17 protein-coding genes and 1 pseudogene are annotated in these 25,885 nt (G+C 59.7%); 14 read left to right on the top strand and 4 right to left on the bottom strand.

What is annotated here, in order from left to right:
* Positions 1 to 14: 14 nt before the first annotated feature.
* From IU452_RS28400 to IU452_RS28375, 6 genes are all read left to right on the top strand, one after another.
* Complete coding sequence (locus IU452_RS28400; RefSeq protein WP_324192868.1) at positions 15 to 1,487, top strand: MFS transporter; 1,473 nt, start codon at positions 15 to 17, stop codon at positions 1,485 to 1,487.
* A 200-nt stretch (positions 1,488 to 1,687) separates the two neighbouring features.
* On the top strand, positions 1,688 to 3,049 hold the full coding sequence (locus tag IU452_RS28395; RefSeq protein WP_195112254.1) for a hypothetical protein: 1,362 nt from the start codon (positions 1,688 to 1,690) through the stop codon (positions 3,047 to 3,049).
* Positions 3,050 to 3,981: 932 nt separating this feature from the next.
* The gene (locus IU452_RS28390) at positions 3,982 to 5,001 is read left to right on the top strand and encodes a pyridoxal phosphate-dependent aminotransferase (protein WP_195112253.1); all 1,020 of its coding nucleotides are present in this window, start codon (positions 3,982 to 3,984) and stop codon (positions 4,999 to 5,001) included.
* Positions 5,002 to 5,247: 246 nt separating this feature from the next.
* Positions 5,248 to 5,913: an SRPBCC family protein gene (locus tag IU452_RS28385; protein ID WP_416382376.1), complete on the top strand. Its 666-nt coding sequence runs from the start codon at positions 5,248 to 5,250 to the stop codon at positions 5,911 to 5,913.
* The gene (locus tag IU452_RS28380; protein WP_195112252.1) at positions 5,910 to 6,935 is read left to right on the top strand and encodes a 3-oxoacyl-ACP synthase III family protein; all 1,026 of its coding nucleotides are present in this window, start codon (positions 5,910 to 5,912) and stop codon (positions 6,933 to 6,935) included. Before IU452_RS28385 ends, IU452_RS28380 begins: the two co-directional genes overlap by 4 nt.
* A 251-nt stretch (positions 6,936 to 7,186) precedes the next feature.
* Complete coding sequence (locus IU452_RS28375; protein WP_195112251.1) at positions 7,187 to 8,203, top strand: D-isomer specific 2-hydroxyacid dehydrogenase family protein; 1,017 nt, start codon at positions 7,187 to 7,189, stop codon at positions 8,201 to 8,203.
* A 137-nt stretch (positions 8,204 to 8,340) separates the two neighbouring features.
* Here the strand turns inward: IU452_RS28375 and IU452_RS28370 are convergent, their stop codons facing one another.
* A complete protein-coding gene (locus IU452_RS28370; RefSeq protein ID WP_195112250.1) occupies positions 8,341 to 9,546 on the bottom strand; it encodes a hypothetical protein in 1,206 nt (401 codons plus the stop codon).
* A gap of 1,094 nt (positions 9,547 to 10,640) precedes the next feature.
* Between IU452_RS28370 and IU452_RS28365 the strand changes: the two genes are divergently transcribed.
* From IU452_RS28365 to IU452_RS28345, 5 genes are all read left to right on the top strand, one after another.
* Entirely contained in the window at positions 10,641 to 12,326 is a 1,686-nt protein-coding gene (locus IU452_RS28365; protein ID WP_195112249.1) for a long-chain-fatty-acid--CoA ligase, read from the top strand.
* A 284-nt stretch (positions 12,327 to 12,610) separates the two neighbouring features.
* Complete coding sequence (locus tag IU452_RS28360; RefSeq protein ID WP_195112248.1) at positions 12,611 to 14,485, top strand: acyl-CoA dehydrogenase family protein; 1,875 nt, start codon at positions 12,611 to 12,613, stop codon at positions 14,483 to 14,485.
* A 47-nt stretch (positions 14,486 to 14,532) separates the two neighbouring features.
* Positions 14,533 to 14,820, top strand: coding sequence for an acyl carrier protein (locus IU452_RS28355; RefSeq protein WP_195112247.1), 288 nt, complete (start codon positions 14,533 to 14,535; stop codon positions 14,818 to 14,820).
* A gap of 170 nt (positions 14,821 to 14,990) precedes the next feature.
* Positions 14,991 to 16,385 (top strand): ISNCY family transposase, encoded by a 1,395-nt coding sequence (locus IU452_RS28350; RefSeq protein ID WP_195112246.1) that lies wholly within the window; start codon positions 14,991 to 14,993, stop codon positions 16,383 to 16,385.
* 157 nt (positions 16,386 to 16,542) lie between these two features.
* Positions 16,543 to 18,186 (top strand): MFS transporter, encoded by a 1,644-nt coding sequence (locus IU452_RS28345; protein WP_195112245.1) that lies wholly within the window; start codon positions 16,543 to 16,545, stop codon positions 18,184 to 18,186.
* Positions 18,187 to 18,682: 496 nt separating this feature from the next.
* Here IU452_RS28345 and IU452_RS28340 read toward each other — a convergent pair whose 3' ends face one another.
* The 3 genes and pseudogenes from IU452_RS28340 to IU452_RS38520 form a co-directional block, all read right to left on the bottom strand.
* On the bottom strand, positions 18,683 to 21,151 hold the full coding sequence (locus IU452_RS28340; RefSeq protein ID WP_324192867.1) for a UvrD-helicase domain-containing protein: 2,469 nt from the start codon (positions 21,149 to 21,151) through the stop codon (positions 18,683 to 18,685).
* Positions 21,151 to 22,431 carry a competence protein CoiA family protein gene (locus IU452_RS28335; RefSeq protein ID WP_195112244.1) on the bottom strand — a complete coding sequence of 427 codons (1,281 nt, stop codon included), beginning with the start codon at positions 22,429 to 22,431 and terminating at the stop codon, positions 21,151 to 21,153. The genes IU452_RS28340 and IU452_RS28335 overlap by 1 nt, the downstream gene beginning before the upstream one ends.
* A gap of 279 nt (positions 22,432 to 22,710) precedes the next feature.
* Positions 22,711 to 23,075 (bottom strand): annotated as a pseudogene (locus IU452_RS38520) (restriction endonuclease).
* Here IU452_RS38520 and IU452_RS38515 point away from each other — a divergent pair.
* The 3 genes from IU452_RS38515 (at position 22,983) to cas7u (ending at position 25,882) form a co-directional block, all read left to right on the top strand.
* The gene (locus tag IU452_RS38515; RefSeq protein WP_228818955.1) at positions 22,983 to 23,192 is read left to right on the top strand and encodes a hypothetical protein; all 210 of its coding nucleotides are present in this window, start codon (positions 22,983 to 22,985) and stop codon (positions 23,190 to 23,192) included. The pseudogene IU452_RS38520 and the gene IU452_RS38515 sit on opposite strands and share 93 nt — an antisense overlap.
* Positions 23,193 to 24,140: 948 nt before the next feature.
* Complete coding sequence (locus tag IU452_RS39645) at positions 24,141 to 24,482, top strand: helix-turn-helix domain-containing protein (RefSeq protein ID WP_416382378.1); 342 nt, start codon at positions 24,141 to 24,143, stop codon at positions 24,480 to 24,482.
* A 92-nt stretch (positions 24,483 to 24,574) separates the two neighbouring features.
* Positions 24,575 to 25,882 (top strand): type I-U CRISPR-associated RAMP protein Csb1/Cas7u, encoded by a 1,308-nt coding sequence (cas7u, locus tag IU452_RS28320; protein ID WP_324192866.1) that lies wholly within the window; start codon positions 24,575 to 24,577, stop codon positions 25,880 to 25,882.
* The last annotated feature ends 3 nt before the right edge of the window (positions 25,883 to 25,885 follow it).

The raw sequence follows: 25,885 nt of genomic DNA, 5'->3' as shown, positions 1-25,885 counted from the left end.
GGTGAGCTTTCTCGATGAGTCTGGCGAGGTATGTGATCGAAAGATATCGCGGATCTCGCTTAGCTTCGACCATCGTGCTGCACCGATTGTCCAGCAGGCAAAGTCGAAAGCGAGGTCGGGTGACGGATCAATCGGCGTCTGACTCTATGATCGGTGCCTTCAGAGGACTAGCGCCAAATCGACATAGTACCAGCGCGTGGCGTGACAGCAATTTCCTCAAGCTGTGGATCGGCGAGGCGCTATCCCAGACCGGAAGTCAGGTCAGCATAGTTGCATTTCCTCTTGTCGCTGTGCTTGTGTTGCATTCTAACCCTAGTGTCGTAGCACTACTGACTACCGCGCAGTACTTGCCGATTCTCATCTTCTCGTTGTTCGCGGGTAGCTGGATCGATCGGTATTCGATGCGGTCGGTGTTGCTTGTCTGTCACCTGCCACGTGCAGTCCTTATTGGGTGTGTTCCTCTTGCGTACGCCGCCGGTATCCTGAATATCCAGTTGCTGTTTGCTGTCGCCTTCGCGGTCGGATGCTTCAGCGCTGTCGGTGAAGTCGCCTTTTTGTCGTATACGCCGCGGCTCGTCGCGCGCAACCAGATCCAGAATGCCAATGTCAAACTGGAATGGATGTACTCAATTGCCGAGACGGCCGGTCCGGGAATTGGCGGCTTGCTTGTGCATGCAATCGGTGCACCGCTGGCGCCACTGGCCAACGCCGCAACCTACATCGCCGCTGGCTGGCTGGGTTGGAAAATTCGACCTCCGCAAGAGTCCGCGTGCTCTAGCCCACCTGGAACGCAGGGTTGGCGCGCCGCGGCTGCCGATGCCCTAGTCGGACTCAAGATGATCTGGCGACACCCCGTTCTGCGTCGGTTGGGAGTGCAATCCGCAACGTTCAATCTGCTAGGACTCGTCGCCGCCAACACGTTGTTCCTTGTCTTTGGCGTCGAGATATTGCATCTTCCCGTTGCAGCGCTGGGCTGGATTATGGCATCAGCCAGCATCGGTGGGTTCCTGGGCGCGGGCGCCGCAACGGCTCTGGGGAGCAGGTTCGGCGTCGGACGCACGCTCGTATGGACGATGACGGTCGGATCTATGTCGCTTGCGTTGATCCCGGTGGCCATGGGCCCCAGCGCATTCGCCGTGATTTTGTTGGCCACAGGCTTCATCGTTTACGGCGCCTGCATGGGCGTGTACAACGTTCATTTGCTCAACGTTCGCGTCGAATGCGTCCCGACCGAATACCTGGGGCGTGTCAACGGCGGGTGGAGGCTGGTGTCCTGGGGTGCTATTCCCTTGAACGGAGTGTTGGCGTCGGGCCTGGCATTACTAGTCGGGACACGTTCGGCTATCGCTATCGTTGTCGCCCTGTTGTTATTGACTTGTCTAACGCATTTCCGAAGCTGCCTGATGAGCTATTCCGGCGGCGGATCAACTGCGCATGAGATTGCCACGAGAACGACGCCTACCCCTGGAGAGGAACGGGCAGACTGATGGACAATGTGTTTGCCGGAGTCGACCAGGAACCGAGCCTCTGTGGGCCCGACGCGTCGGCGTTGCTTAGTCGTGTAGTCGAGTCGGCGCCAGCGTTCGTTGCTGTCGCCCACCAGTTCGGGAGGCTCACAGTTGCCGAGTATCTCGATCGACTCGCAGTGCCGACCGCGCCTAGCGATGGCGGGTGTGGGGTCGCAGAGGTGGCCGACATCGTCCGTACGCTAGCGACTCCACTCTACGGCGCAGCCACAGCGCGTCAGGCTGCCGCCGAGATGCTGATCGACCCTGTGGTCACTACCGCGAACCATGCCGGCCTGGACACAATGGCGGATTCATTCCACGGCACGCTTCTGCACTGCCTTCGCGGACAGCAACACAGATCGGATCGTCGAACGGCCGTTGTGCTGAGCTGTGGCTCAGTGAGCCTGAACAACCCAACGTTCCCAATGGGGCTTCTGTATTACGAGCCAAGCAGACCTGGCTCGGTGACTCGTCGGCTGGCGTTGCTACCCACTCGGCGTCCGAACCGGATTGTCCGCACGGCTCCCCTTCTGACCCGTGAGCACATCACCCGTGCACGTGCCCGCCTGACTGCCGCCGGAACATGGGACGGCGAAGTCTCCGCGCGAAGCAGGCACCACCTGTTACGGACACTCGACGAGGACGTGGACATTCCCGACGTACTGGGTGCAGCGTCGTTCGATGACCAGAGTCGACTGATCAACGCGCGGCTGTGGGACCGTTCGGTGCCGTCAACCCATGCCCGCCCTGTCTACGTTGAACTCGAACGGGTCGCAGCTGTCTTGCTGACACGCGACCTAGAAGATACCTCCAGTCTGATCTATCCACTGATGTTCGATTCTGAGACCCGTGATTTGTTTTTGCGCGCCTTAGACGGCGTGCGCACGTGTTGGCGGACGGCATTGCTAGAGCAGGGAGATGCGCGCGGTGGTACTCATCTGTTCTGGGCCCTCTCACCCCACGGAACCAGACGGCCGGTTGTAGTACGCACCCAGGAGGGCTCAGGCTGGTTGGTCGAGCTGTCTGACACAGCGGAACCGAGGTCCTGGGAGTTGGCGCCGGAACCACTGACCGCGGCCATCGCGACCGGTGAACTGATCCCCGCGGTGCCTGTCTGCTTTATTGTTGTGTCGTTCGCGCGCGGGCTCGGATGTATAGGCGCTTATTACCAGGCTGGCTTCCTGCCCAGGATGTATGCGGCCGTGCGCACCACACTCCACCAATGTGGCATCAACCCCAATCTCGCAGACGTACCGTTGAATCTGAACCTCGGTGGAGTTCAGGGGATACTCAGTCGCGACGCGGACGGGAATTACATTCCCCTCGGCCCAGTCGCGTTGGCATCCGAAGGCGGTCTGTCCAAGACAGAACTCGACTGCATGCTGCGGACTCCGATGGTGGAGGCACAGATAGCAGCGTTGCCCGAAATTCTCCCTGACCTCCTCCCGGTCGGAGGGATAACAGCCTCGGATGCAGATCTCCTCCTCAACGCTCTGTCCGCGACTCAACATCTTTCATTTCGTGCGTTGCACCGAACATGACCGATGCCGATCGAACAGGAGCTTCTGTCGAGACGTTCCCCGACATGTGCAATTGATCGTCTTGAGCCCGCAGCCGTTGGGGACCGACTCGCTTGCGAAGATCGGCCGTCCCATTCTCCGACGGCTACTCGACGAGTCTTTCCGCTTGAACCACTCGCAGATGGCTGGTCGGTCTACAGAGAATGTTTGCGTTTTCATCAGACTAGGGTTATGTCGCTGATGACTCCGGCGCGGTGACGTAGACCAGCGCGCCGCGCCTCTGCGCCCCGCAATTCCAGGCAGTGCGTTGGTCAGATCCTTCGCCTGTCAAGCCATCGGTCAACTCTAATCCGCAGTACATGGAGGGTGAATCCGAATCCGGGGACTATTGTTCTAGTTGGACGTAACAGGTAACCTGGCCACACAAGCAGGTGAAATGCCAGCCGGGGTGGAAAGCATGGTAAGACCGACTGTGGGCCAATATCTCTAGCTATAACCGACGACGTCAACTCTTTGAATATCTATTTGTCGTGTTTGTTTAATGAAATGCCGCCGGAGTTCGGGTGAATGCGCCGTAAGCGGTGGTGGCGTGACGCGACAAACGAAGGTGCAACACTTTCTTCTGAGTAAGCCCTCCTGGGAAGCCCTTACTCCCTGGAGGTGACAAAGCAATGTTCGAGTAAAGATCTGCCATAAGCTGGGTGTTACTTATTCCGGCCTGCTTCTGAAAACCTTTAGTTCGACGGTGACGCCGTCTGGAAGGAACTGACAATCCGATGACGCGAGAGATGGGCAAGCCTGCCCACTGCGGCATTCAGGAGTGGATGCCGCATCAGCCTGCACGCATAAGTACCACGACATATCAGAGGTTAAGCCTTAAGGGGGCAATAAATTTTTCCGACGCTCATTGTCGCCAACCCCTAACTAGGTCACAGAGTAAGATCATCGGGCGATTGCCAGAACTGTTCCATGATGCCTGTCGGAAATCGCAACCCGAACTGGAGGAGGCATTCTTGGTATCTTTTCTCGACCTCGCTGGCGAGCCGATGCTGCCCGATACCGACCGGTACTTGCTCTCTTATTCGGCATCCTGTGCGATAACAATGGTTGCTAGCCACTGTGTCCGAACGGGCAAGCGAGTCGCTTTGATTGAGCCAGCTCTCGACAATATTCCGTCGATCTTGCGCCGGGAGAATGTCGAGCTTGTTCCGCTGCCGGAGCGCGATTGCACTATAGAACGGCTGCCTGATGCCATCGCCCGGCTTGAGCCTGCGGTGGTATGGCTCGTGTCTCCGAATAATCCGACCGGTCGGACATTATCAGAACAGGAGTTCAGGACCGTTGTACAATGCTGCGCAGACAGTCACTGCACCTTGGTTCTCGACTCGTCATTCCGTTTCTTTGTCCCCGCGCTGACCGGCTGGTCGCAATACGAGATTCTGGAAGATTCGGGGATCTCTTATATTATGCTCGAGGATACAGGTAAGACCTGGTCCATTAACCAGATGAAGGTAGGGTTAACGGTATGCAGCAGAGATCTGTTCCCTGATATTTACCGCCTGCACGACGATCTACTGCAGAATGTCTCACCTTTTCACCTACGACTGTTGACCGAATTCATTGTAGATAGCAAGAGAAATGGGATCGAGGATAGTGTCCTGTCATTTGTGCAACAGAATCGAACGATCCTTCGATCGATATTATCGGACGGGTCGTTCAAGTTCGCCACCGAACCGCAGAATTCCGTCTCGGTAGAGTGGCTGCGTATCCAGGGCGGATTTGATTGCGAAGCTTTCGTCCAAGAGGCGATTCGACAAGGCGTGCATGTCCTTCCTGGCACTAACTTCTTCTGGGATCAACCAGAACACGGTCGAATGTTCATTCGCATTCCTTTGGCTCGCGATCCTGAACTGATATTAGAAGGGGCTCGACTTCTGCGAGAGATCGCTATACGCCTGGCCCAGGAGGACTAACTTGCAAGTCTTGGATAGGATTGACACGACTGGCGTCCTCGTCATCAGCGCCAAGGACACACCTCAAACCGTGTGGCGCTCGCCTAGTCTGCGGTCGCGACAACTTTGAACCCGCTCCAATCAACTGCCGAGGTTTCCGTGCGAGAGCCGATTTGCGAGGTGCATCAGAAAAAGAGTCAGTGCTCATCGAGGTGGTTTGCCTCCAGTCATAATGCTACGGTTTACCCGATTTTAAGGAGTCGCCTTATGGATTCCGATACAAGGTTTGAGTTGCTTCAGGTGTCAGAAATGGATATTCCTGACGTATACCGGATCGAGAATATCAGCCTGAAGGAGTGTTGGTCGACCCTCCTGGACATGACTCACGCGGTATATGCACACGAAAAGATATATGGGCAGTACTTCTCCGTCAACGACTACATCGCTGCACCGCCCGACGAGGTATATTCCTATCTCGCCGATACCCGCAGCTTGTGTGAATGGACATACAGTCTGCGAGGGTTTCGATGCACCGAGCAGCCCGGGTTGTGGGTAGCCGACGACCTTTTCGCCCAGAATACCCAAATCTACATCCGCACTGTCGTTAACCTGCAGGGACGTACCGTCGACTATCACTGCGCATGGGATCAGGGTGAGCATCTGTGGATGATTTACCTGATGCGGGTGGTAGACGCACAATTAGTGTTGAACAAGTCCGGATCGGTTGTGCTGTGCACCAGCTGCCGACACCCATTCTATGGCGAGAACGGATACCCCGACACCGCGCCGCCGGATCGCCCAGTCTGGGTCGGCGATTACTGGCACCTATTCCCCGCTAAACATATGTTGGAACTGCGCAACCTTAAGGCGATCTGCGAATACCGTCGCGCTAACGGTTTGCCTGTGAAACCGGAATGGATGAGCCAAGCATGAATGATTATGCGTCAGGAGTCGTCAGTCTCGTCGATGTAGCGAGCTATCTTCCTGAAAAAGTGATCCCTGCAGACTATTTTATGCAATATGCCGATCCTAGAGACGTGACGTCGAACCATCTGTTCAAGGCTCCGAAATTCCGCCACTACATCGTGGCAGGGGAGACCCCCGCCGACATGGCGGAGCAGGCGGTGGCCCCGATCCTTGCGCGCCGCGGCGCCGAGGTGTTGCGTGATATCGATATTCTCATCGTGCACACGCTCCTGCCCGAGGAGCCTTTCGTAGGCAGTGGTGGTGAAATTGCTGCCCGCCTGGACATCGTCCCAGAGTGGTTGATCGATCTGCATAACGGCGGCTGCGCAGCGTTCGTGTATGCGATGAAGCTCGCCGGTCAGCTGCTGCTCGGCACCGACGCACGGGCGGCGCTGATCGTCGCCATATCGAATGTCGCCGGGCAGATCTACACCCAGGAGCAGGTTCGATGCAAGCCGCAGGCTCCGGTGCATGGCGACGGTGCCGGCGCAGGACTGCTCGTAAAGTCCACGCAGTCACCGATTCTCGGAATCGAGGCCCGGCACCGGCCCGAATTCGCTGGGCAGATGACGCTGGTCGCCGACCCGCCGCGCAAGTATTGGGAAGCTGGGCCCGGCCAGGTGTACACCGGCTACCCCGAATCGATGATCGCCGAAGTGCTCGCGCGCGGTGATCGGCTGGTGCCAGAGGTTGCTCATGCAGTCTGTGAACGCATCGGAATCTCACCGCAGCAGTTGGATCTGCTGGTGACGAGTCAGCCGAACCGCCTATACCTACGGAACTGGCGCGAGGCGCTATTGCTGCCTCCGGAGCGGCATATGGACACCTACGAGGATTGCGGAAACCTGTTCGCTGCAAGCATTCCCATCACCTTCGATCAAGCCTTGACCCAGGGCCGCGTGCCCGCTGGATCGCTCGTCCTGTTCGCTGGATTCGGTCATTATGGTGACTTGACCGCAGCCGCGGCCGTGCGCTGGGGTGGCCGGTGAACGCTAGGGTCGCAATATTGCCTATCTTTCCACCCGGGGTTCGGGGCTGCTGGTATTGCTGACTCCGGGTGATCGCCTAGATCTGGCGGCCGCGTCTAGGGCGACCGAACAGCTGCACCCCGGCTCGGCTGCGCGCTGTGCCCGCAATATCTCGATCCCGAGCCGATATTGGAGGGCGTCGAACTTTCTGCGAAAGACCGCTATTCAAGTAGCCTGAAGGGCAAACATTCACTGGGGCGGAGAGGATTAACATGAACCATCATCGTGTTTTGTTTACCGGCGCCATGTTGACGCCTAGCTGTATTGAATGGATGCAGCAGCACAAACTCGATGTCGAGGTATGCCGCAGCGACTTATCTGAAACCGAGCTGGCATGCGCTCTGGTCGACAAGGATGCCTACATCCTGGGTGGTGTGGAGCATGCTTCGGCTGCCGTTTTGTCCACTGCAGCTACTCGGCTCAAGGTTGTCGCCTTTCTTGGTGTCGGTTATCACGCATTCATCGATACCGAAGCGGCGACCGCGGCCGGGATTGCGATAACCAACGCGCCGGGAGCTAATGCACGCGCCGTCGCGGAGTTCACGATCGGTCTCATGCTCGATGCGTGGCGCAAGGTGACGTACCTGGCCCAGCAGACCAAGGCCGGTCGATGGTGTGAGGTCAAGGGGCGCAATCTCGATGGAAAGACCCTGGGCATCGTGGGCATGGGGACCATCGGCTCGATGGTCGCACGTATCGCGGCCAAGGGGCTGGGGATGCGAGTGCTCTACATGAGTCGAACGCCGAAACTGGACTTGGAGGAAGACATCGCGGCTTGCCAGGTCGGGCTGTCCGAGTTGCTTGCCGAGTCCGACGTCGTTAGCCTGCATGCCGCGTATGGGCCTCAGACAGACCGAATAATCGGCGAAGCACAGCTGGCTACAGTCAAACCCGGCGCGATCCTGATCAACACCTCTGAAGCGGAGCTTGTGGACGCGGCAGCTCTGCGGATGGCACTGGTCGAGGGGCGCCTCGCGGCCGCTGCCATGGACGGTTATTACATTGAGCCGGTTCCCTCTATCCAGGCTGACCCTTACGGTTTGCTTGCATTGGGTAATGACCGATTACTAATCACGCCCCACACGGCAAACGCCACCGAAGAATCTTTCCTGGCAATGCTCACAGCCAATGTGGAATCTATTACAAACATTCTTGAGACAGGAGACGACTCGCGAATAGTAAACCCCGGCTTCCGCAATCATGCGAGCTGGTTACCGCTTGTCCGCTGATCGCGGACAACTATCACGTTGAACGTCACGTCCACGCCGGATGCGGAATCTTCTGTGTGAGCTTTTGTCGGTCACCGTCATGGTGGCACGGCCAGGGAGATCTGGATGGCCAGCTGGCATGCGCGGTCGCACTCACTTCAATTGGAGTTGAACGTCGATTCGACACTAGTGCCGTGAGATTGGAGCAGGTCACGTATGGCGCGTACTTCGCGTGTCGCGGTGTCGGCGGGATTGACGCCGTTGAGAATTTGAAGGGCACGCCGTGAGAGCCATCCGATGCGGTACTCCGATGGCAGGCGGTCCCATACGTCCGCGATCACCTGGCAAGCGGAATCCAGTTCCCCGGCTGCCACCTTTGAGGCAGCGTCATCGAGATGCAACAACGCTTGCCCGACCTGATCTTGTCGACTGAACGGCAGCTCAAGAGCCCTGGTCCGCAGCTCGTCGGCCTCCGTATGCGCGCCGACTGCGGTCAAAGCATTGGACTGATGCCAACGCAGTAGATACTCGGTGACGTGGTATCCGTCAGCCACGGTCTCGGGCTCAGGGAGCGCCGTAAACATGCGGTCGGCATGTCGGATAGCTTCCTGGGTCTCGCGGAGGCGCCCCATTCTGGCCTGCACGTCTGCCTCAGCCAGATAGCCGAACACCGCCGCGGCGCTCGGATGCCTACCGTTCGCCGCTTGAGCAATGTGCGCGGCCTCGAGGCCGTCGCTGAAGGAGCCACCAGCACAGGCGCATCCGCTACCGATGTGTCCGGCGATCCACGCCTCCATCGTCGCGTCGTCCGCTCGGCGAGCCGCGCGGCGAGCAACACTGCACCACCAAAGGGCGTCATCCGTCCTCGCCACATCCATGACTCGGATTGCAACGAACTCGGCGTTCTTGGCGAACATCCTGTGCAGCCGACGCAGCAGGTCCGTCGTCCGGATGGAGAGCAAGCCCGCCTCTATGTGCGCGAGATCGACCATGCGCGAAGGTATGAACTCTGTTGGCGCATCGGTGTACAACGAGTATCCGGCCTGCTCGGTGCGCTCTTCGATTCCATTCACGTACGCCAGCGCCGCTCGTCCTCGGTCAGGAACGCAACCGTCATCGGTCAACGGCTCGGTCCTCGCCAACGGTTCGGATGCGCAGCCGATGTTCGCCATTGCAGAGCTCACGAATTCGCCCTGGCCAACGGTTTCCTCAGATCTCGACCAGGGGAATGACTCCGAATCCGAGTAGTCATGCCCGAAGCCGAGTCGGTCGGGTCTGGTGCCGTACAAGGCGCACAGTGCATCGAGAAGACCAGGTGTAGGTACGCCCCAGCCGTTCTCCCACCGCAACAGTTGTTTGTGCACCCGTCCTCGGTATGGCACTCGACGAGATCGCAGTATCTCCTTCAGCTTCTCGGTGGCTTCCATGAGGGTGTAGCCGCAGGCGATACGGTGTGCGCGCAGTAGCGAAACACCACAGTGATGGTGTACGGCAAGAGCTGCATCATAAGTAGAGCCACCGGCTGCCATCACGCCCCGGGCCAAGCGACGTCCGCATCCACTACTGTGCTGAAAGGTCATTGCCTGCTGGCCTTCCTTACCGGATCATGGGACCGTCCGGATCACGATCGATCACCTCGCGGCCACGGTGAACCCGAGCGTATCGTCAGATCTTGAGAAGGTCGACGGCACCGCAATACAATGCAAGCAGCGCTTGCAAAATTTGACGGTACGTAGGGATCGCCCTGATCGTGGCATGTGCGAGCAGGCGTTGGAGCGGTGCCGTCCTTGTCTGCGACGGCTGGTTGGGTCGAAGCTACTCTGTCTTATTGAAATCGACCTTGGCGCAGGTGGCTCGGCCTGAAGTTCTTGCAGGTCGGCACCGTCGGCAGGCATCTTGTAGCCGTCAGGCCGACGATCGCGACACCGGTTCGCGTGCACTGGCAGCGGAGACGACCAATACTGGGAGCTACCGGATTGATTGTATTGATCGTACTGCGGCACAGGCGGCCAGATGATTGCGATCGGTTTTATCCTGATACGGCTCAGTGTTCGGAGTCACGGAATTTGAGCACCGCTGAGGCCGTCTTCGGCGGCGAGTTACGCAGGCACGAAAATATATTCGATGCCATTGATCTTCCTACGCGGAACGGCTGACTACGCCGCACCGAGGGCTCGGCACCGACGCGAGCCCTGGGTGCGAGCGCCCGGCGCAGCACTGACTAATGAGCCCGTCCCATGGTACTGTTGCTAAGTCGAAATTGGCTTAGTTTTGTTCGTGCAATTTGATATCGACAGGGCCTATCCCGTAGGAAACGAGGGTGTAGGTAAAGAACGCCGTGTTTTAAGAAAATCTGTTCGCACCTAAAAGTAGCTTGAATAATTCATCAAGTTGATGCCACTTTCGGCCACCGCGTGAGCCGGTTCAAGCCGGCGATTCAAACAATAAAGGAAGCCGTATGAGTCGCCTGACGCAAATGATATTCGAGAATGTGCAGAGCGGAAGTGGAGAATTTATCACCTGGTGCTCCGGCCGTGAGGTCGTAAAGACTTGGCTGGAGGTGCATAATGAGGCGCGCATAGTCGCGGGGGCACTGAAGGCTCGAGGTATTGGTCCAGGCGCGGCGATCGGGGTGCTTTCGACGTCACCCGTGGAGATGGTGCCAGTAATACAGGGCGCCTGGATGCGGGGTGCAGCAGTGTGTCTAATTCAGCAGCCCACACCAAGAGCTGATCGGGCCGTATGGGCGGAGAACCTTGCTCGGGTGTCGAGAACGATTCGGTTCGCGGCCATCGCGGTCGGCGACACGTTCCGGGATATCAATGACAGACTTCATACTCCACTAATTCCGATTGAGGATCTCGAGAACGGTCCTGACTGTGAACCGGTCACTAGCGGTGAAAGCGACACGGCCTTGTACCAGCTGACAAGCGGATCGACCGGGAATCCGAAGGCTGTTGTCATAAGCCATGAAAATATCTACGAAAACGTAAAATCTATCATCGAAGTATTCAGGATCGACCCACGTCAAGATGTGATCGGCAGCTGGCTTCCACTCTATCATGATATGGGGATGATCGGTGCGCTGACATTGGCAATGTGCACTGGCACTCCATTGGTTAAAGCGACGCCACCTGATTTCATTGCCAATCCCGGCATGTGGCCTGAACTTATATCAAAGTACTCTGTCACGTACACGCTAGGTCCAAACTTTGGGTACGATCTTTTAGTACGGGTTTTGTCTCGGGCGCAAGAGAAATCTTTCGACCTCTCATCGCTCAGATGTGCTATCAATGGAGCTGAGCCTATTAACCCTGCAACTATTACGAAGCTGGTCGAAGCGGGGAAGAGATTCGGTTTGACACCTACTGCCATCCTGCCCTGTTATGGATTAGCTGAAGCTACGGTGCTGGTTTCGGCAAGCTGCCCCGGAGAGGGTGCAAAAGTCGATACTGTTGACATCGCCCAGCTCGAACAAGATTTGTGGGCTGTGTCTACCTATCGAAGTGACGGACGCACATTGTGTACCGTAGGAAGGATAGTGAAAGGATTCGAAGCGCGAATTGTCGATTCTGACGATCACGTAGTTCCAACACGGTATGTGGGGCGATTGAAGATTCGAGGAAGATCGATAGCGCAACACTACTTGACAAAGGATGGCTTCGAGCGGACAGCTGGGAGTGACGGATGGCTCGACACAGGTGATCTCGCGTACTTCACAAGCGACAACAGGCTTGTCGTCTGCGGCCGTAGCAAAGACCTGATTATCGTGGCGGGACGGAACATATTTCCCAGCGATGTAGAGCGCGTAGCGGAGCTGGTCGATGGTGTCCGGCCCGGTAATGTGGCAGCTGTGCCCTATTACGACGAGCACCGAGGTGAGCAGCTCGCAATTATAGCAGAATCTGACAATATCGCCGACGTGGCTGCCGGTGAAGCATTGAAAGACGAGATTGCTAAGAAAGTGATAGACGCACTTGCGATCCGGCCGGCCATTGTCCAGATCGTTGGACGGGGCGTCCTTCCCAAGACTACCTCGGGAAAGCTTCGAAGGAGCGAGGCAGTAAATCTTTGCCGTACCTCGAAAGTAGGCATTGTGGAGCTAGCTGCACTGACGCCGAGTATTGATGAAGATACTGAGTAGACCGATTGGAACAAACCATGTGTCATGATGCCGCAATATGTTCGCTTCGTGGTCTCGACGTACAGGGTCAGCACCGAGCGGTAGCGAATGAAGCACTTGAAGGAAACCTGAGCCCTGCTCTACAGAGAATCTACTGGTGCGCCTACGTTCAGCCGTTGATGAGCTCGCTAGCGAAAGAATCTCACGATTCCAGACAATCGGTTGGATTTGCTTTGCATCCGGATCACAGCCAAGGACTGTTTGGCTCGGACGTCTCAGTCGATTTTTCCCGAAGCTCCGGTGGCATGAGGATAGCAGGCCGTATCACATGTACAGGCCCTGTTGAAGAGTTTTCAAGCCTTTGCATAACCGTGAAGGACGATGATCGAGTCCTGGTCATCCACTTGCCTATAAGTCGAGATGGCCTACAGATTAGGGATAGGCGTGCCTGCCCAATTTCCGGGTTTGTAACCACTGAGGTAGCCCTCAATGACGTCATCCTAGAGGAAACCGACGTACTTCTCGAGGCGCTGCAGGTCCCCGAGTGGATTACCGAGCTGGTCGAGACTACGAGGCTTCTCGTCTGCACAGCGATAGTGGTGTACCTAGAGTCGGCTGTTAGGGCAACAGTAGACTATATGGCTCAAAGAGAGATGGATGGCGTCACGTTAATTGACCATCAAGCTCCTAGGCATCGTCTTGCAGACGTGTCGGCGGATCTGCTCGCGACTTATGCCACGGCCGAGGTAATAGCTTCGTCGACGGACATGAAGGGTAAGTACGGTTCAGTCCTGCTGGCTTACGCATTGACAAGGATAGCACCCAAGGCTGTTTCTGAATGCGCTCAGTTCTATGGCGGTCGGGGCTTTCTAAATGCATACAAAATAGCTTCGGACTATGCAGCAGTCAACGGTGTATCGGGACTGATGGGCAGAAGGGATCTGCTAGCGGCGAAGATATCAGTGGAGCATGCTAAGCTATTCGATTTACACCGATTGCCTCGGGCCGAGTCATTACCGATCGGGATCGAAGAGTTTCGACGAAAGTTGCGGAATCTCCTGGCAAACGAGGTGGCACCTAATTACGCCAACTGGGACAGGGCGCAGGAAATACCGCGGCAGATCTTCAAATTGTTCGGCACTGCTGGTATCACTGGATTGATGATACCGCCGGAATCCGGCGGCTTTGGTGGCACTTTTCTCCATTCGGAGGTCCTGGTTGAAGAGCTAATGCGGTATCCCATACAGGGATTGGCAACAAGCCTGTTCGCTCAATCGCACTCCGTTCTACCTCTTATTGCAAAGCTTGGGACTGCTGCGCAAAAGACTAAGTATCTCATACCATCGATATCAGGAGATCTTGTTTCTAGTATTGCTATAACCGAGCCGGCTGGTGGTTCTGATTTGATAAGAGCTGTTCGGCTGCGAGCAGAACGCGTATCCGGCGGGTGGAGATTGAATGGCGAGAAGCTCTTTATCACCAATGGGCCAATCTCGGATTTTATGATTGTGCTTGCGCGAACAGATGTCGACAGGGGAGCGTTGGGAATGACGCTTTTCATCGTTGACAAAGGTGCGTCAGGTTTGTCTCGATTTGTATTGAACAAATTTGGAATGCCTGCTTCATCTACTGGGTGGCTCAGGTTCGATAACTGCATTGTCTCCGACGGTGCAGTGCTCGGTGAAATTGGTGATGGTTTCAGGCAAGCCATCGACACCCTGGTGGATGAAAGATTAATGGTGTCCCTGATGGCTTCTGAAATGACTTCAACGTGTATCAGATCGTGCTTGGAGCGTTATGGCAATCGCTTTAGAAACCTGCCCGATACTCTCGCCGACATGATGGCAATGACCTATGTTGTGAGCTGCTTTGTCAGGAGTCTTACACGGCAGCGAGAATCCGACGAATTGGCGCCCCATGAAGTAAGCTGCGCAAAATTTAGGGCAGCCGAGTTGCTACTCGAGGTGTTACGCATGTGTGGAGCTGTAGTTGGCTCGGACTACCCGGGTGAATACATAGAGATATGTAATCGCGATGCCCGAATGCTAGGGGTTTTCGCAGGAAGTTCTGAGACCATGCGTGAATCATTCGCCAGTAACCTCGCAATCGGAGCAGGTATTGGAACGGGTGGAACGTTCCCGGGGCTGACTGAACTGGTTTCCCTTATTCCAGAATGCTAGTCGAGAGTTATAGCTCGAAGTAATCAATTCGAAAATGGTGGCTGAAGATGTACCGTGAACATGAAATTCTAGAAGAAATCCGCAACTTACTTGCAGGGCAGCGCGGCGGTGAGCGTAGTGGGATCGACTGGAAGTCGATTGACAAATCGACCCCATTGCGATCACTGCCACTGGATTCAATCATGCTCATTGAACTTATTGATCGGCTAGAGTCCTCATTTGGAGTGAGAATTACTCCCGATGATGTTTACCGTGCTTCATCGCTGTCGGATGTCATTTTTGCGGTGCTTCAGAAGGACTCTGAGGTAAAGTCGGTAACCGAGGGTAGCCAGTAGTTGGGCGCCGGCTGGCGCTGTGGGTGCTGGGCCCAGTAGAGGTTGCTGCGCTGGCAGCAGGCTAACTACTTCGACCTGAAAAAGTGATGTCGGCGTGGCGGCCTCTGGCAGTGCTTCGGGTGCGGGATAATCAGTGAATCCCGTTGTGGTGTACGAGAATTGGGTACCTGATGTTGCGTACGATGGCTGATCAGCCGACGTTGTGGGAGTCGATGCTGCCGCCGGAGGTGCTGCGGCTACCGGCCGAGCTGGCACGGGTGAATGCCCTGTTGGATGATCCGGCGTTCTTCGCGCCGTTTATGGCGCATTTCGATCCGCGGTTCGGGCGCCCGTCGATCCCGATGGAGACCTACCTGCGGTTGATGTTCCTGAAGTACCGCTACCGGCTGGGTTATGAATCGCTGTGCCGGGAGGTGGCCGACTCGATCTCGTGGCGGCGGTTCGCCAGGATCGGACTCGACGGTGCCGTACCGCATCCGACCACGCTGATGAAGATCACTACCCGATGCGGGGATTCGGCGGTGGCGGCGCTGAACGAGGCGTTGTGGGCCAAGGCCTCGGAGGCGAAACTGCTGCGAACCCACAAGGTGCGCGCCGACACGACGGTGGTTCCGGCGAACGTGGTGTATCCGACCGATTCGGGGTTGCTGGCCAAGGCGGTGGGCAAGCTGGCCCGCATCGTGGCGCGCGTGCACGCCGCCGGTGGCGCGGTCCGGACCAAGGCCCAGGACCGACGCCGAGCCGCTGGCAGGAGGATGCGCCAGCTCACCGGTAACCTGCGCACTCGCGCCAAACTCTCCCGAGAGGAGAACACTGCCGCGGTTCACCGGATCGCCGGTGAGCTGGCCGGGCTCGCGGAGAAGGCCGCGACCGAGGCATCGGCAGTGCTGCGCAACGGTTGCCGCGCCGCGGACAAGGTCACCGATGGACGGATGCGCGGCCGACTGGAGCGAGCCCTGGACGAGCTGGCGGTGACCATCGTGCGCACCGGGAGGCTGGTCGGCCAGACCCGCCTGCTGTTGGCGGGACAGACTCCCGCCGGTGCGGATAGGCTGGTCAGCCTGCACGACCCGGATGCGCGGCCGATCCGCAAGGGCCGCATCGACCGTCCGGTCGAGTTCGGATACAAGGCCCAGGTGGTCGACAACGCCGACGGTATCGTGCTCGATTACAACGTCGAGATCGGCAACCCTGCTGATGCCCCACAACTGGCGCCGGCGGTCGACCGCATCACCCGGCGCGTCGGCCGCCCACCGCGCGCGGTCACTGCCGACCGCGGCTATGGCGAACCCGTCGTCGACCGTGACCTGCAGGCATTGGGCGTGCACACCATCGCCATCCCACGCAAAGCCAAAATCGCACCACCGCGACGAAGAGTCGAACACAGCCCCGGCTTCCGGCGACTGGTCAAGTGGCGCACCGGATCCGAAGGCAGAATCAGCCACCTCAAACACGCCTACGGATGGGACCGCAGCCGCTTGGACGGCCGCACCGGAGCCGCCATCTGGTGCGGCTATGGCGTCTTCGCCCACAACCTCACCAAGATCGGCGCCCTCGCCGGGTGACCCGCCACACCGGCGGTGCCACGCCCCCAACAGAATTCAGCTCCCAGCCACCTCGAACTACCCGTCACCCGTTTTTCAGGTCGAAGTAACTAGTGCGGACCGAAGAGATTGTCGTGCGGACCAGTCGGTGGGGTGGCTGTGGGAGGGCGGGACGAGAATGACGACCGAAGACAGCTTTCCTCGCCGTCGTGAACAGAATACCGCTGGATGGACGCTGGTCATTGTATGTATCGCGGCGTTCATGCTCGTCCTCGATATCACGGTCGTTCTCGTAGCGCTGCCGAGCATGGCCGACAGCCTGCACGCAGACCTGCCAGGGTTGCAGTGGGTGGTCGATGCTTACACCCTGGTCCTGGCGGCGCTGTTGCTCACGGCAGGGACGCTGGGAGATCGTCTCGGACATCGAAGGTTGTTCATCGTCGGCACGGCACTGTTTACCCTGGGTTCGCTGACCTGTGGGCTTGCCACAGGAACCGGAAGTCTGATTGCATTCCGTGCGCTGCAGGGGGTCGGAGCGGTGGCGTTGCTGGGGGCTGGGCTTCCGCTGATCGCTGCCGAGTATCCGGTCGGTCGAGCCCGAAATACGGCGATAGCACTTCTTGGTGCCGCCGCGGGGGTCGGCGAAGTTATGGGACCGCTTGCCGGGGGACTGCTCACCGAGGGACTTGGATGGCGTTCAATCTTTTTCGCCAACGTCCCCGTGGGGATGGTTCTGATGGTGGTAGCGCTGTGGCGCGTCAGGGAGACTCGGAACCCAATGGCCGGCCGTGTGGATTGGCCCGGAACGGTCACCGTGTCGATCGGCTGCTTCCTCGTTGTGTACGCAATGATCCGAGGTAACTGGGACGGATGGACAAGCCCGCGGGTTCTTTCTGCGGCAGGGCTCGGAGTTGCTGCGCTTATAGCATTCATTATCGTTGAGCGGCGGCGAGAACATCCGATGCTAGATCTGGCGCTGTTTGCCAACCCCATGTTCTCCGCCAACGCATTTGTCGCCTTCGTTGTGCAAGGGACGCTGCTGGCCGCGCTGGTCTACCTCTCGCTATTCGTACAAAACACCCTCGGGTCCGGCCCGATCGCAACCGGAACGAAGATTCTGCCGCTGAGCATTATGACAGTGGTAGCCGCTGTGACGGCGGGGTGGCTGCTCAACCGCGTGGTGGTGCGAGAACTAGTCGCCGCCAGTGCCGCTTTTTCTGGTGTGGGTCTGCTGGCGATGGCACATTTGGATGCCGAATCCTCTTGGAGCACGTTGATTCCCGGCTTACTGCTCGCCGCGGTCGGTTTGGGCTTTGCATCAACGGTCAACAATGAGGTTGCACTGTCGGCAGTACCAGCCGGGCGAAGCGGGATGGCTGCTGGTGCGCTCAACTCGATCAAACAGGCCGGTGTCGCCGCTGGGGTAGCGGCTTTCGGGGCGCTGTTTTCCGCCTCTGCTACCAGGGCCACCGCTGACCAGCTCCAGCGCAGCGGGCCCCTCGACCCTGCGGCGGTCCAGGCCATCGCGGCCGAGACCGGCAGCGGATCGGGCCTCCGTGCCGCCTCATATGTCTCGCCTGACCTGCAGCCGCTCGTTGCTAACGCAATACGAGTCGGCACCACTTACGGTTTGAACGTATTGCTGATGACAGCCGCAGCATTGGCGGGAGTCGCGACTGTCGTCGGGTACGTCTTTGCGGATCGTCGCCGAACGTTTGCCTCGAACACCACCTGTCCGCTGCCAGGGGAACCGACCACTGGCCGCATCAAAACCCTGCGATACCACGCACTCAGGCGGCGGAGCGACCGCAGGAGCCAGTGAGAAGGGCAGTGTTCCCATGGAACGGCCACTGTGAACCCGCCGCGACGAGGGCGCTGTTGTCGCGGGAGTCGCCGATGAGGTCCGGCGCGAGCACGACCGAATCCGGCGTGAACAGGAGAAGAACAAATCAGGGGGGAGGAGATTGCTGTCACCGCTGTGGATGCGCCACGGGCATTGATGATCCTCAGCAGTCGGCACACTACCGACGTGCCGTTGGCATCGTTGCGGACCGAAAGGGTAAGCGGCCGAGTCGGTTTGGTCCATCCGCGCCCCAGGTATGCGGTGGTCAGGTTGGCATCGAACACGTCACTGACCACCGCAGGCGGCAGTCCGGCGGCGGTTTCGATCGTTGCGGCGTCGTGCGGCGATGGTCGCAGGCCCACGGCGGCACATCATCTGGTGGATACCGCTCACCCTGCGGGGTTGGGTGCGGGGCCGCCAGACGGCCGGTGCCAACGCCGTGAGCGGACGCTTTGCGAACCCGCTGGTAACGTAGCTATATTGCGCTGGGGCGGGATAGGTCGGGAAGTCGTGTCGCATGATTCCGCCATAGAGCGCTCAATTCGTGGTGACCGAACTTGCGTACGTATTCCACCTCGCCGCCCACGAGGGGCAGCAGTGTGATCAGCCGGATGAGTTGGTGACCGGATGGCCCGCGCACGATGCCGAAGTCTGCTCCGAAGTACGGGTGCTCGTCGGCGACGATCCCGTAGACGTCGGTGCCGGCCACTAACGGTGTCTGGCTGACCATCCTGTGACCGGTATCGAGGGTGCGGGACTGGACGAGGATCGTTCTCGCCGTGATATCCAGCAGAGCACGCGCCCAGTCGACCTGGTCATCGTAGACGGTGACCGCGATCTCCGTATCGGGCGAAGATGCGCAGAACCGCAGTCCTGTCGTCGCGACGGTCACCACGGGATACGTCGTGTGACTGCAGACGAGAGTGGTGTAGCCGCTGGTGTTTCCGGAGATATCGCGCGACTCGATGCGATCGATGATGGGACCCGCGTACTGATACAGATGATCGGCCAGATCCTGCGCGGAGGGAAGAGTGTCGTGGACAATTGTTGCGGGAGTGTGCCTCGAGCTTGGCGGAGCTGACGAATGGACCCGCGTTGTCGCGAGTGTGGGGCTGCGGTGGTGGGGTGCGGTCGTCCGGCTGCGGGTGAGGTAGTTGTCGATCCAGCCGAGTCCTGCGCGGTCGAGACGGTGTTTGACGCGGGTGACCGCGACATACGCCAACATGGCGTCGCCGGGTGGTATCGGTCCGGGGGTTCCGTCGTCGTCTTTCGGTGGTTCGCGGTAGTCCTCGGCGATCGTAACCGTATCCCACTCTCGCCCTTTGCTTTTGTGGGCGGTGGAGATCACGACGTCGGCGGTGTCTTCGTCTGCGGCGAGGTTGTCGACGGTGTGCAGGACTGCGTCGACGCCGTGCTCGTCAATGAGATCGACGAAGGGCTTGAGGTCTCGCCCACTGTCCTCGTTCTCGACGTAGTCCTGCACTTCGCCCCAGTTCTTGAAGGCGAACAGTTCCCGGTGACTGGTGCGGCGGCCGCTCTTGAGATGTTGTGCCGCCTCGGCGAGGTTCTTGATCGCACCCCCGCCTCCGACCAGTGCTGGGCGACGCCCGGAGTCGAGGATCTGCATCACCTGCCTGACGGCCTCGGCGTTGGTTCGGCACAGGATCGCGTCCGGGTGCCGGACCGGACCGATCGTCGACTTCAGGTTCGGGTTGCCGATAACCCGTAGCTCCGCATGGAGCACGGTCAACCATCGGTTGGCTTCATCGGCGATGGCTTGCCCGAAGCGCCAGGACTGGCGCAGGGTCAAGCGGACGACGTCGCCTTCCCAGGTTTCGAGTGCGTCGACCGCTCCTCGCCACGAATACAACTGCTGATTGGAATCCCCGACGAGGATCTGCTGCGCATCCTGGGCAGCGATCACCGCGGCGAGGGCGGGATTGGTGTCCTGGGCTTCGTCGAGCATGATGACGTCGAAGGGCAGGCGCGGTTTCGTCAGTGCCCACATCTTGAAGTAGTGGTCGTGCTCGAACTTCAACCGGCCGTTGACATTTCGGATGTCTGCCCAGGCCCGTTGCGCGTACGGGAGCACAATGTCGGCGAGGTAGGCGAGTTCATGCTCGTCGAATCCTGTTTGCCGGGGGACGTGGTGGCGGCCGATCTCCTCGTGCTCGGAGTGGCAGTATCTGGTCACCGTTTCCATCGCGATTCTGGCGAGGTCGGGGGGAAACAGCACCGTGGAGGCCACCGTCGAGGTGAGGGCGGCATTCCCGCGGATGCCGAGGATCTGGGCCTGTTCGTAAGCGCGTTGCCGCTGTGTGTTTTTCAGCCGATCGCGGTAACGCTGAATGTAGTCGCGGGCGAGTGCGTGAGAGGTGGAGCACTGCACATGGATGGGGAAGCGCCCCTTCGCCTCACGTGCGGTGACGCGGTTGTAGGCGATGTAGGCGACCTTCTTGCCGGTGAGGGCGTGGCCGACCATTTCCAGGGTGCTGGTCTTTCCCGCACCGGCGCCAGCCTGGACGATCATGTTCTGCTCGCCTCGGGCGGCGTCGATGACCTGTTGTTGCTCTTGTGTTGGTTCGTGCTTCGGGCGTGAGCGGCCTGTACATGCCGCAGCGACCGGCTTGTTTGTTGTTGATGGACAAGGGCTGTTGCCCGATGGCTGAGAATCCTTGCGCAACTGCGGGTACGACTTGTATCCGAGGTCGCGCATCTCGTAAGCATGACCGCAACCGGCGCAGATCAGTGCGGTGTACTGGAAGGTTTTCCCGTTGCTCTCATAGGGTTTGCGGACTGCATGCAGCGATGTATGCCCTTGCGGGCATGCGACCGTCAGGGTTTCCTCGAATGACCAGCCGGGCTCGGTGAACCTGTCTGCGGCCACAGTGCAGTCGCGAATCCCCCACGCCAACGCCAGATCCGGAACCGTGTCCGCGGCCACTACGCACCCCTCCTTATCGCTCCACCCTTCGACAAGTCGGTCGGACCTGCCGAAATCCCAAGATAGCCCGCACGACCGACACGAACGGCGGGTTCGACTGCGCGTAAGTCCCTGTCAGCCTCGTGATGACCGCACCTCGCAACCGAGCCAGGGCTGAGGTTCGGCGTAAACACCACGCTGCAGAGGGTGCAGCGAACCGCTCGCGGTCGTGCCGGCGGTAATGGCAGGCTGGGAGCGTCGTGGCAGTCGATGACATGTCCGGCAGCCATCACCGCATTCTGGAGCGTGAGCCAATCGAGCTGGGCCCGCGCGGCCGGATCGAGAGGCTTCGGCCCCGGGACCGGCTTCTCGTCAGCACGCGGCGTGGGCCTGGAGGGGGTGGACACGATCGAGAGCCCTGGGGGCGGGCTCGGCAAAAGAAGGGCCCGATTACGTTCGTTCTCTATAGCTTTGGCGCAACGTTGCTCCTGCTCCAGCGCCACTTCCAGACGTGTCTGCAAGCCGGTGGGTATCTCGATACCGGTCGGTGTCAGGGTGAGGTCGGGCAACGAGAACCGGTACGGGTGAAGCTCGTCTCCGATGCACGGTGGCAGGTGTTCGACGCGATGGAAGATGTTGCACTCGGTCGAGATGCCTTGTCGCTGATGCGGGGCACCGACCATGAGCGTGGCTGCACGTTCCCAGGGATCGAATGTCCACAGCTGCTGGGGGTGCTCGGTGTCGCTGAGAACGATCCAGGGGATCGGGCTGTTCGGGTGCCAGAGCCAGACGTCGGTGACACCGTTCTGCTGGTAGTCACGGTGGCGGTTGGTCCACTCGGCATCGGTCATGCGGTAGCCCTGCGCTTCGAGGGCGATCTGGCTGCCGTCAGCGAAGGTGACGCGGACGTCGCACCGGCGTTCGCGGTTCGGCAGCCACACCTCGCTGTGGACGTCAACGACACTCGGTTGTGCCCGAGCCCATGCTTCGAGCGCCATTTTGCTGGCGAGATGCCACATCGACTCCGGCTCATGCGTTCCACCTGCCGGTCCTTGACCGGCGGGGTGTGCGAAGTGCGGCCGTTTTTCGCCGCCGATCCGGCCTCGCACGACGACGGGCACCCAGGTGCCCGGCGGTGCACCGACGCCCGCGTAGCAGAGTGCGCACACCAGTGTCTGGTCACCGGAACAGCTCTTGGCCCGCAGCTCATCCATCAGGGGGTGCGCGGGATCGGCTGGTGCGCAGACGTACTGGTGGTGAACGACGTCTAGCGCGACCGTGAGGTTGTTGGAGGTACCCACCTCGGAACATCCTTCTCGGAATAGGCGGTGGCTTTCCCCGCAGCGGCGGCTGCCGGGGAAAGCCCTTGCGAGGCCGCGCTATTCGACTTTGGATGCGTTAGAGGTCCGGCTCGAAGTTCAGTTTGGAAGAGCTTGATGCCCTGGGAAAATGTCAGTTACGTTGAGCGCCGGGAAGATTGAGATTCACGAGTTCAGTTACGACTACATGCGGCCTGTCACGATCGTACGACGCCTCGGCTTCGATGTCGACCAACCGATCTCGACGAGTCCGTCGTACGGTCACTCCCACGGAGCGGGACCGGTACCAGAATTCCATGCCGCGAGGGCCTTGTTGTCAACCAGGCGGATCCCGTTGCGCGCGGCGGTCTCGCGGGCCGGCTTCGTGAACGACGAGGTCGCGACCAGCACGGCGATGTCGAACTGGTGCCAGGTGAGCAGGCCACCCGCCAGCTGCTGCATCTCTTTTCGCCGACCGCGCGTCTGATGTTGTAGCGCTTGGCCTGCAGGATGAGTCGTCGCCCGTCCGGTGTCAGTGCCTTCACGTCAGCGCCGTGGCCACCGGAGCCACCGGAGACTTCCACCTCGCGGCAGCCGCTAGCCCGGCACAGCGAGGCAAGAGCGTGCTCGAACTGTTTGTCATTCATGTTGTGGAACGGCAGCACCGCCCGCAGGCGATCCTGGTCCCGTTCGACGCGTCGGCGAAGGTGACGCCGCCGCAGCACGAGCGCGAGGACCACGGCCACAACAACCCCGATCACTAGCACCACAATGAGGGCGATGTTGTCGCGGGCGAATCGCGCCAGTGGCGCGAGGACCACGAAGGCTGCGACGCCGCCCATCACAGACCCGCGCCATCGGCGCGGCGACGTCGTCTGACCATGCTCTTTGTCCCCCTGCTGGACGAAACGGTGAGCGAGTGGTGGAGAAACTGTAGCGCGCCACACTGACAACTTGCGGATCGAAGTGCGAAGTCCGGACATGGACTGCCGCCTCTCGATGAAGCGCAGCTGCCGAAGCAACGGCGGCCATGCCCTTGGTCACCATCGATGGTCGCGAGGTTTACATCATGGATGAAGTGCAGTTGCCGAAGCAGCTGCGGCCCGGCGCGAGACCGGCGGCGGTCGTCGCGGAGATCTCTCCTCGATGAAGTGCAGTTGCCGAAGCAACTGCGGCGTAGGCGTATGGGCCGGGATTGTCGGTCAGGACCGGCCTTCGATGAAGTGCAGCTGCCGAGCAACTGCAGCGGTTTCGCGGCGGTGGTGCCGGGCGACGTCAAGGACGACCCCTGATGAAGTGCAGTCACCGAAGCAGCTCGGCCGGACACCCGCGAGACCGTACAACGGTATCTCGGCCCTCCACGAAGTGCAGTTGCCGAAGCAGCTGCGGCGTGTTCGCCTGATCAGTCGTGACGAACGCGACCATCCCTCGATGAAGTGCAGTTGCCAAAGCAACTGCAGCGCAGCGCTTTCAGCCCCTCACCAGAGCCAGTGCTCAGCCCTCGATGAAGTGCAGCTGTCGAGACAGCCGCAGCCCTGAGCCTGCATCGGCTACCCGGTCGGCCCGGTGACCCCTCGATGAAGCGGCAGCTGCGGCGAAGATGATATCCGCCACGTCTTCGGCGTTCTGCAACCCTCGATGAAGTGCAGCTGCCGAATCAACTGCAACCGGTTGCGGATCGCACGCACGCCCGCCTCCAAATCGTCCCCTCGATGAAGTGCAGCCATCGAGGTTCACCCCCGTGTCGGCGCAACGTCGTCGGCACATCCTCGATGAAGGATAGCCGCCGATGCCGACACTCTACTGTGCCCCAGCCGTATTCGATCGACCGCCGAGCTGCAGTAGTTGCCGCCGCACGTCGGGATCGAACCTCACTGCCGCGGGTCGCGCTTGAATTCGGTGTCTCGGTGAGCACTGTGCGCCGATGGCTTGAATGGGACGAACGGCAGAAGCTGCGCGAGCGCAACAAGCAGCTAGATCAGGAGAACGAGATCTGGCGTGGCGCTATCGGCCTCGCGGCCCGAGAGCTGCCTCTAACCTGGCGTGCCCCATAGTCCTGGCCCGTCGCCTTTCTAGGGCACCGCACCGAGGTCAGCCAGAAAGACGGCGGCCCGGCCGAAAAGATCGGCTCCGGGTACTCGGCAAAATGCACCGCCCGTTCGGTTTCGAGCTTGTTGTCGGTGCCGTCGTGCATGCTGCGCAACAGCATTCGTGGCCGTTAGTAACGCAGTTCGAAACCGAAAGGATGAAGGTGTCTGTTCTGTCCTATTCTCAGCTTCTTGCCGCTTGCTCGGCTGGCGGCGCCAGTGTGTTGACGTCGGTGACCGAACTCGAGCCCGCCGGTGGCTGGCACACCGGAGTAGCACCCGCTCGGTATGTGGTCGGCCGGAACTCGACGTTCGCCTACGAGACACGCTATGTCGACGAGCAGGCGTGCACCGCCGTAGTGATCGATCAGAAGCAGAGCCAGCTCAACCGCATCGAAACCGCGCTGATGCACGCGGTTTCCGATGACCACCCGGTCCTGAGTCGGGTCCCGCGAGTTCGTGTGAGCTACGGGGAGGATCGGTTCACCGATCTGGAACTTCCTCACCGGGTCTTCGACGGGCATGTCCGGGCCGGGACGTTCGAGGGCGCCCCGGTTGCGACGCATCCGCGGTACCGAGAAGTTCGTGATGCGTCACCGGCCAACGCGCGCGCTCTTCTGGAATTTGCCCCCACCGGTCTGGTTTTCGGGGCGTGGGATTCCACGCGGAGGACTCGTCAGAGCAGATATCGCAGCGCGCTGGTCGGGGAGATCATCGGTGTGCTGGCGAATCAGGGCGGCAATGCGCGGGAGAATCCCCGTCGTGGGGGCGGTCGTGTGGATCCGGTAGGGATGAGTGTGCAGCTGACCGGCAAGCAGATGTCTGCCGTGATGAACGATCAACGGGATGAGTTGAGTCCGAAGCTGATCGACAAGATCGAGAAAGCAACGAAGAAGAGAGAGGAGAAGGGCAACTCCGGGTCGGTTCTCGGTGTCGGGGGTATCCCGCCGACGTTGGAAAACTTGGGCGTGGTGGCGTGTTCGCGGATCATCCGGACCCATGTGCTGAGCTTTGCGGCGTTGCGGCAGTTGCGTTTCGGCGCGAGCCCGGCCGGTGATGCGGCCTGCCGGGCGTTGCTCGCGGCGTATGCACTGGCGGGGTTGGCGCGGTCGGATTCCGAACTGTACTTGCGAGCCAACTGCGATCTGCGAGAAAGCAGCCCGACCGTAGTGTGGCTGGACGGCCGCAGCGGTGCCCAGACAGAACTGGACGCGTTGTCGATCGAAGAGGCCGATCGTCTACTGGCCGAAGCGCTGCGCGAAGCCGAGAAGGCCGCCGGAATCACCTGGAGCGGCCAGATTTTCGAGGTCACCGGTAATCCGGAGATCGGCACCACGGCGATCGCCGAAGCCGCGGACGAGGAGTGATCA

This window comes from Nocardia transvalensis, assembly GCF_015477765.1.
GTDB lineage: Bacteria > Actinomycetota > Actinomycetes > Mycobacteriales > Mycobacteriaceae > Nocardia > Nocardia transvalensis_A.
This window is presented reverse-complemented; position numbering and strand designations above follow the sequence as displayed.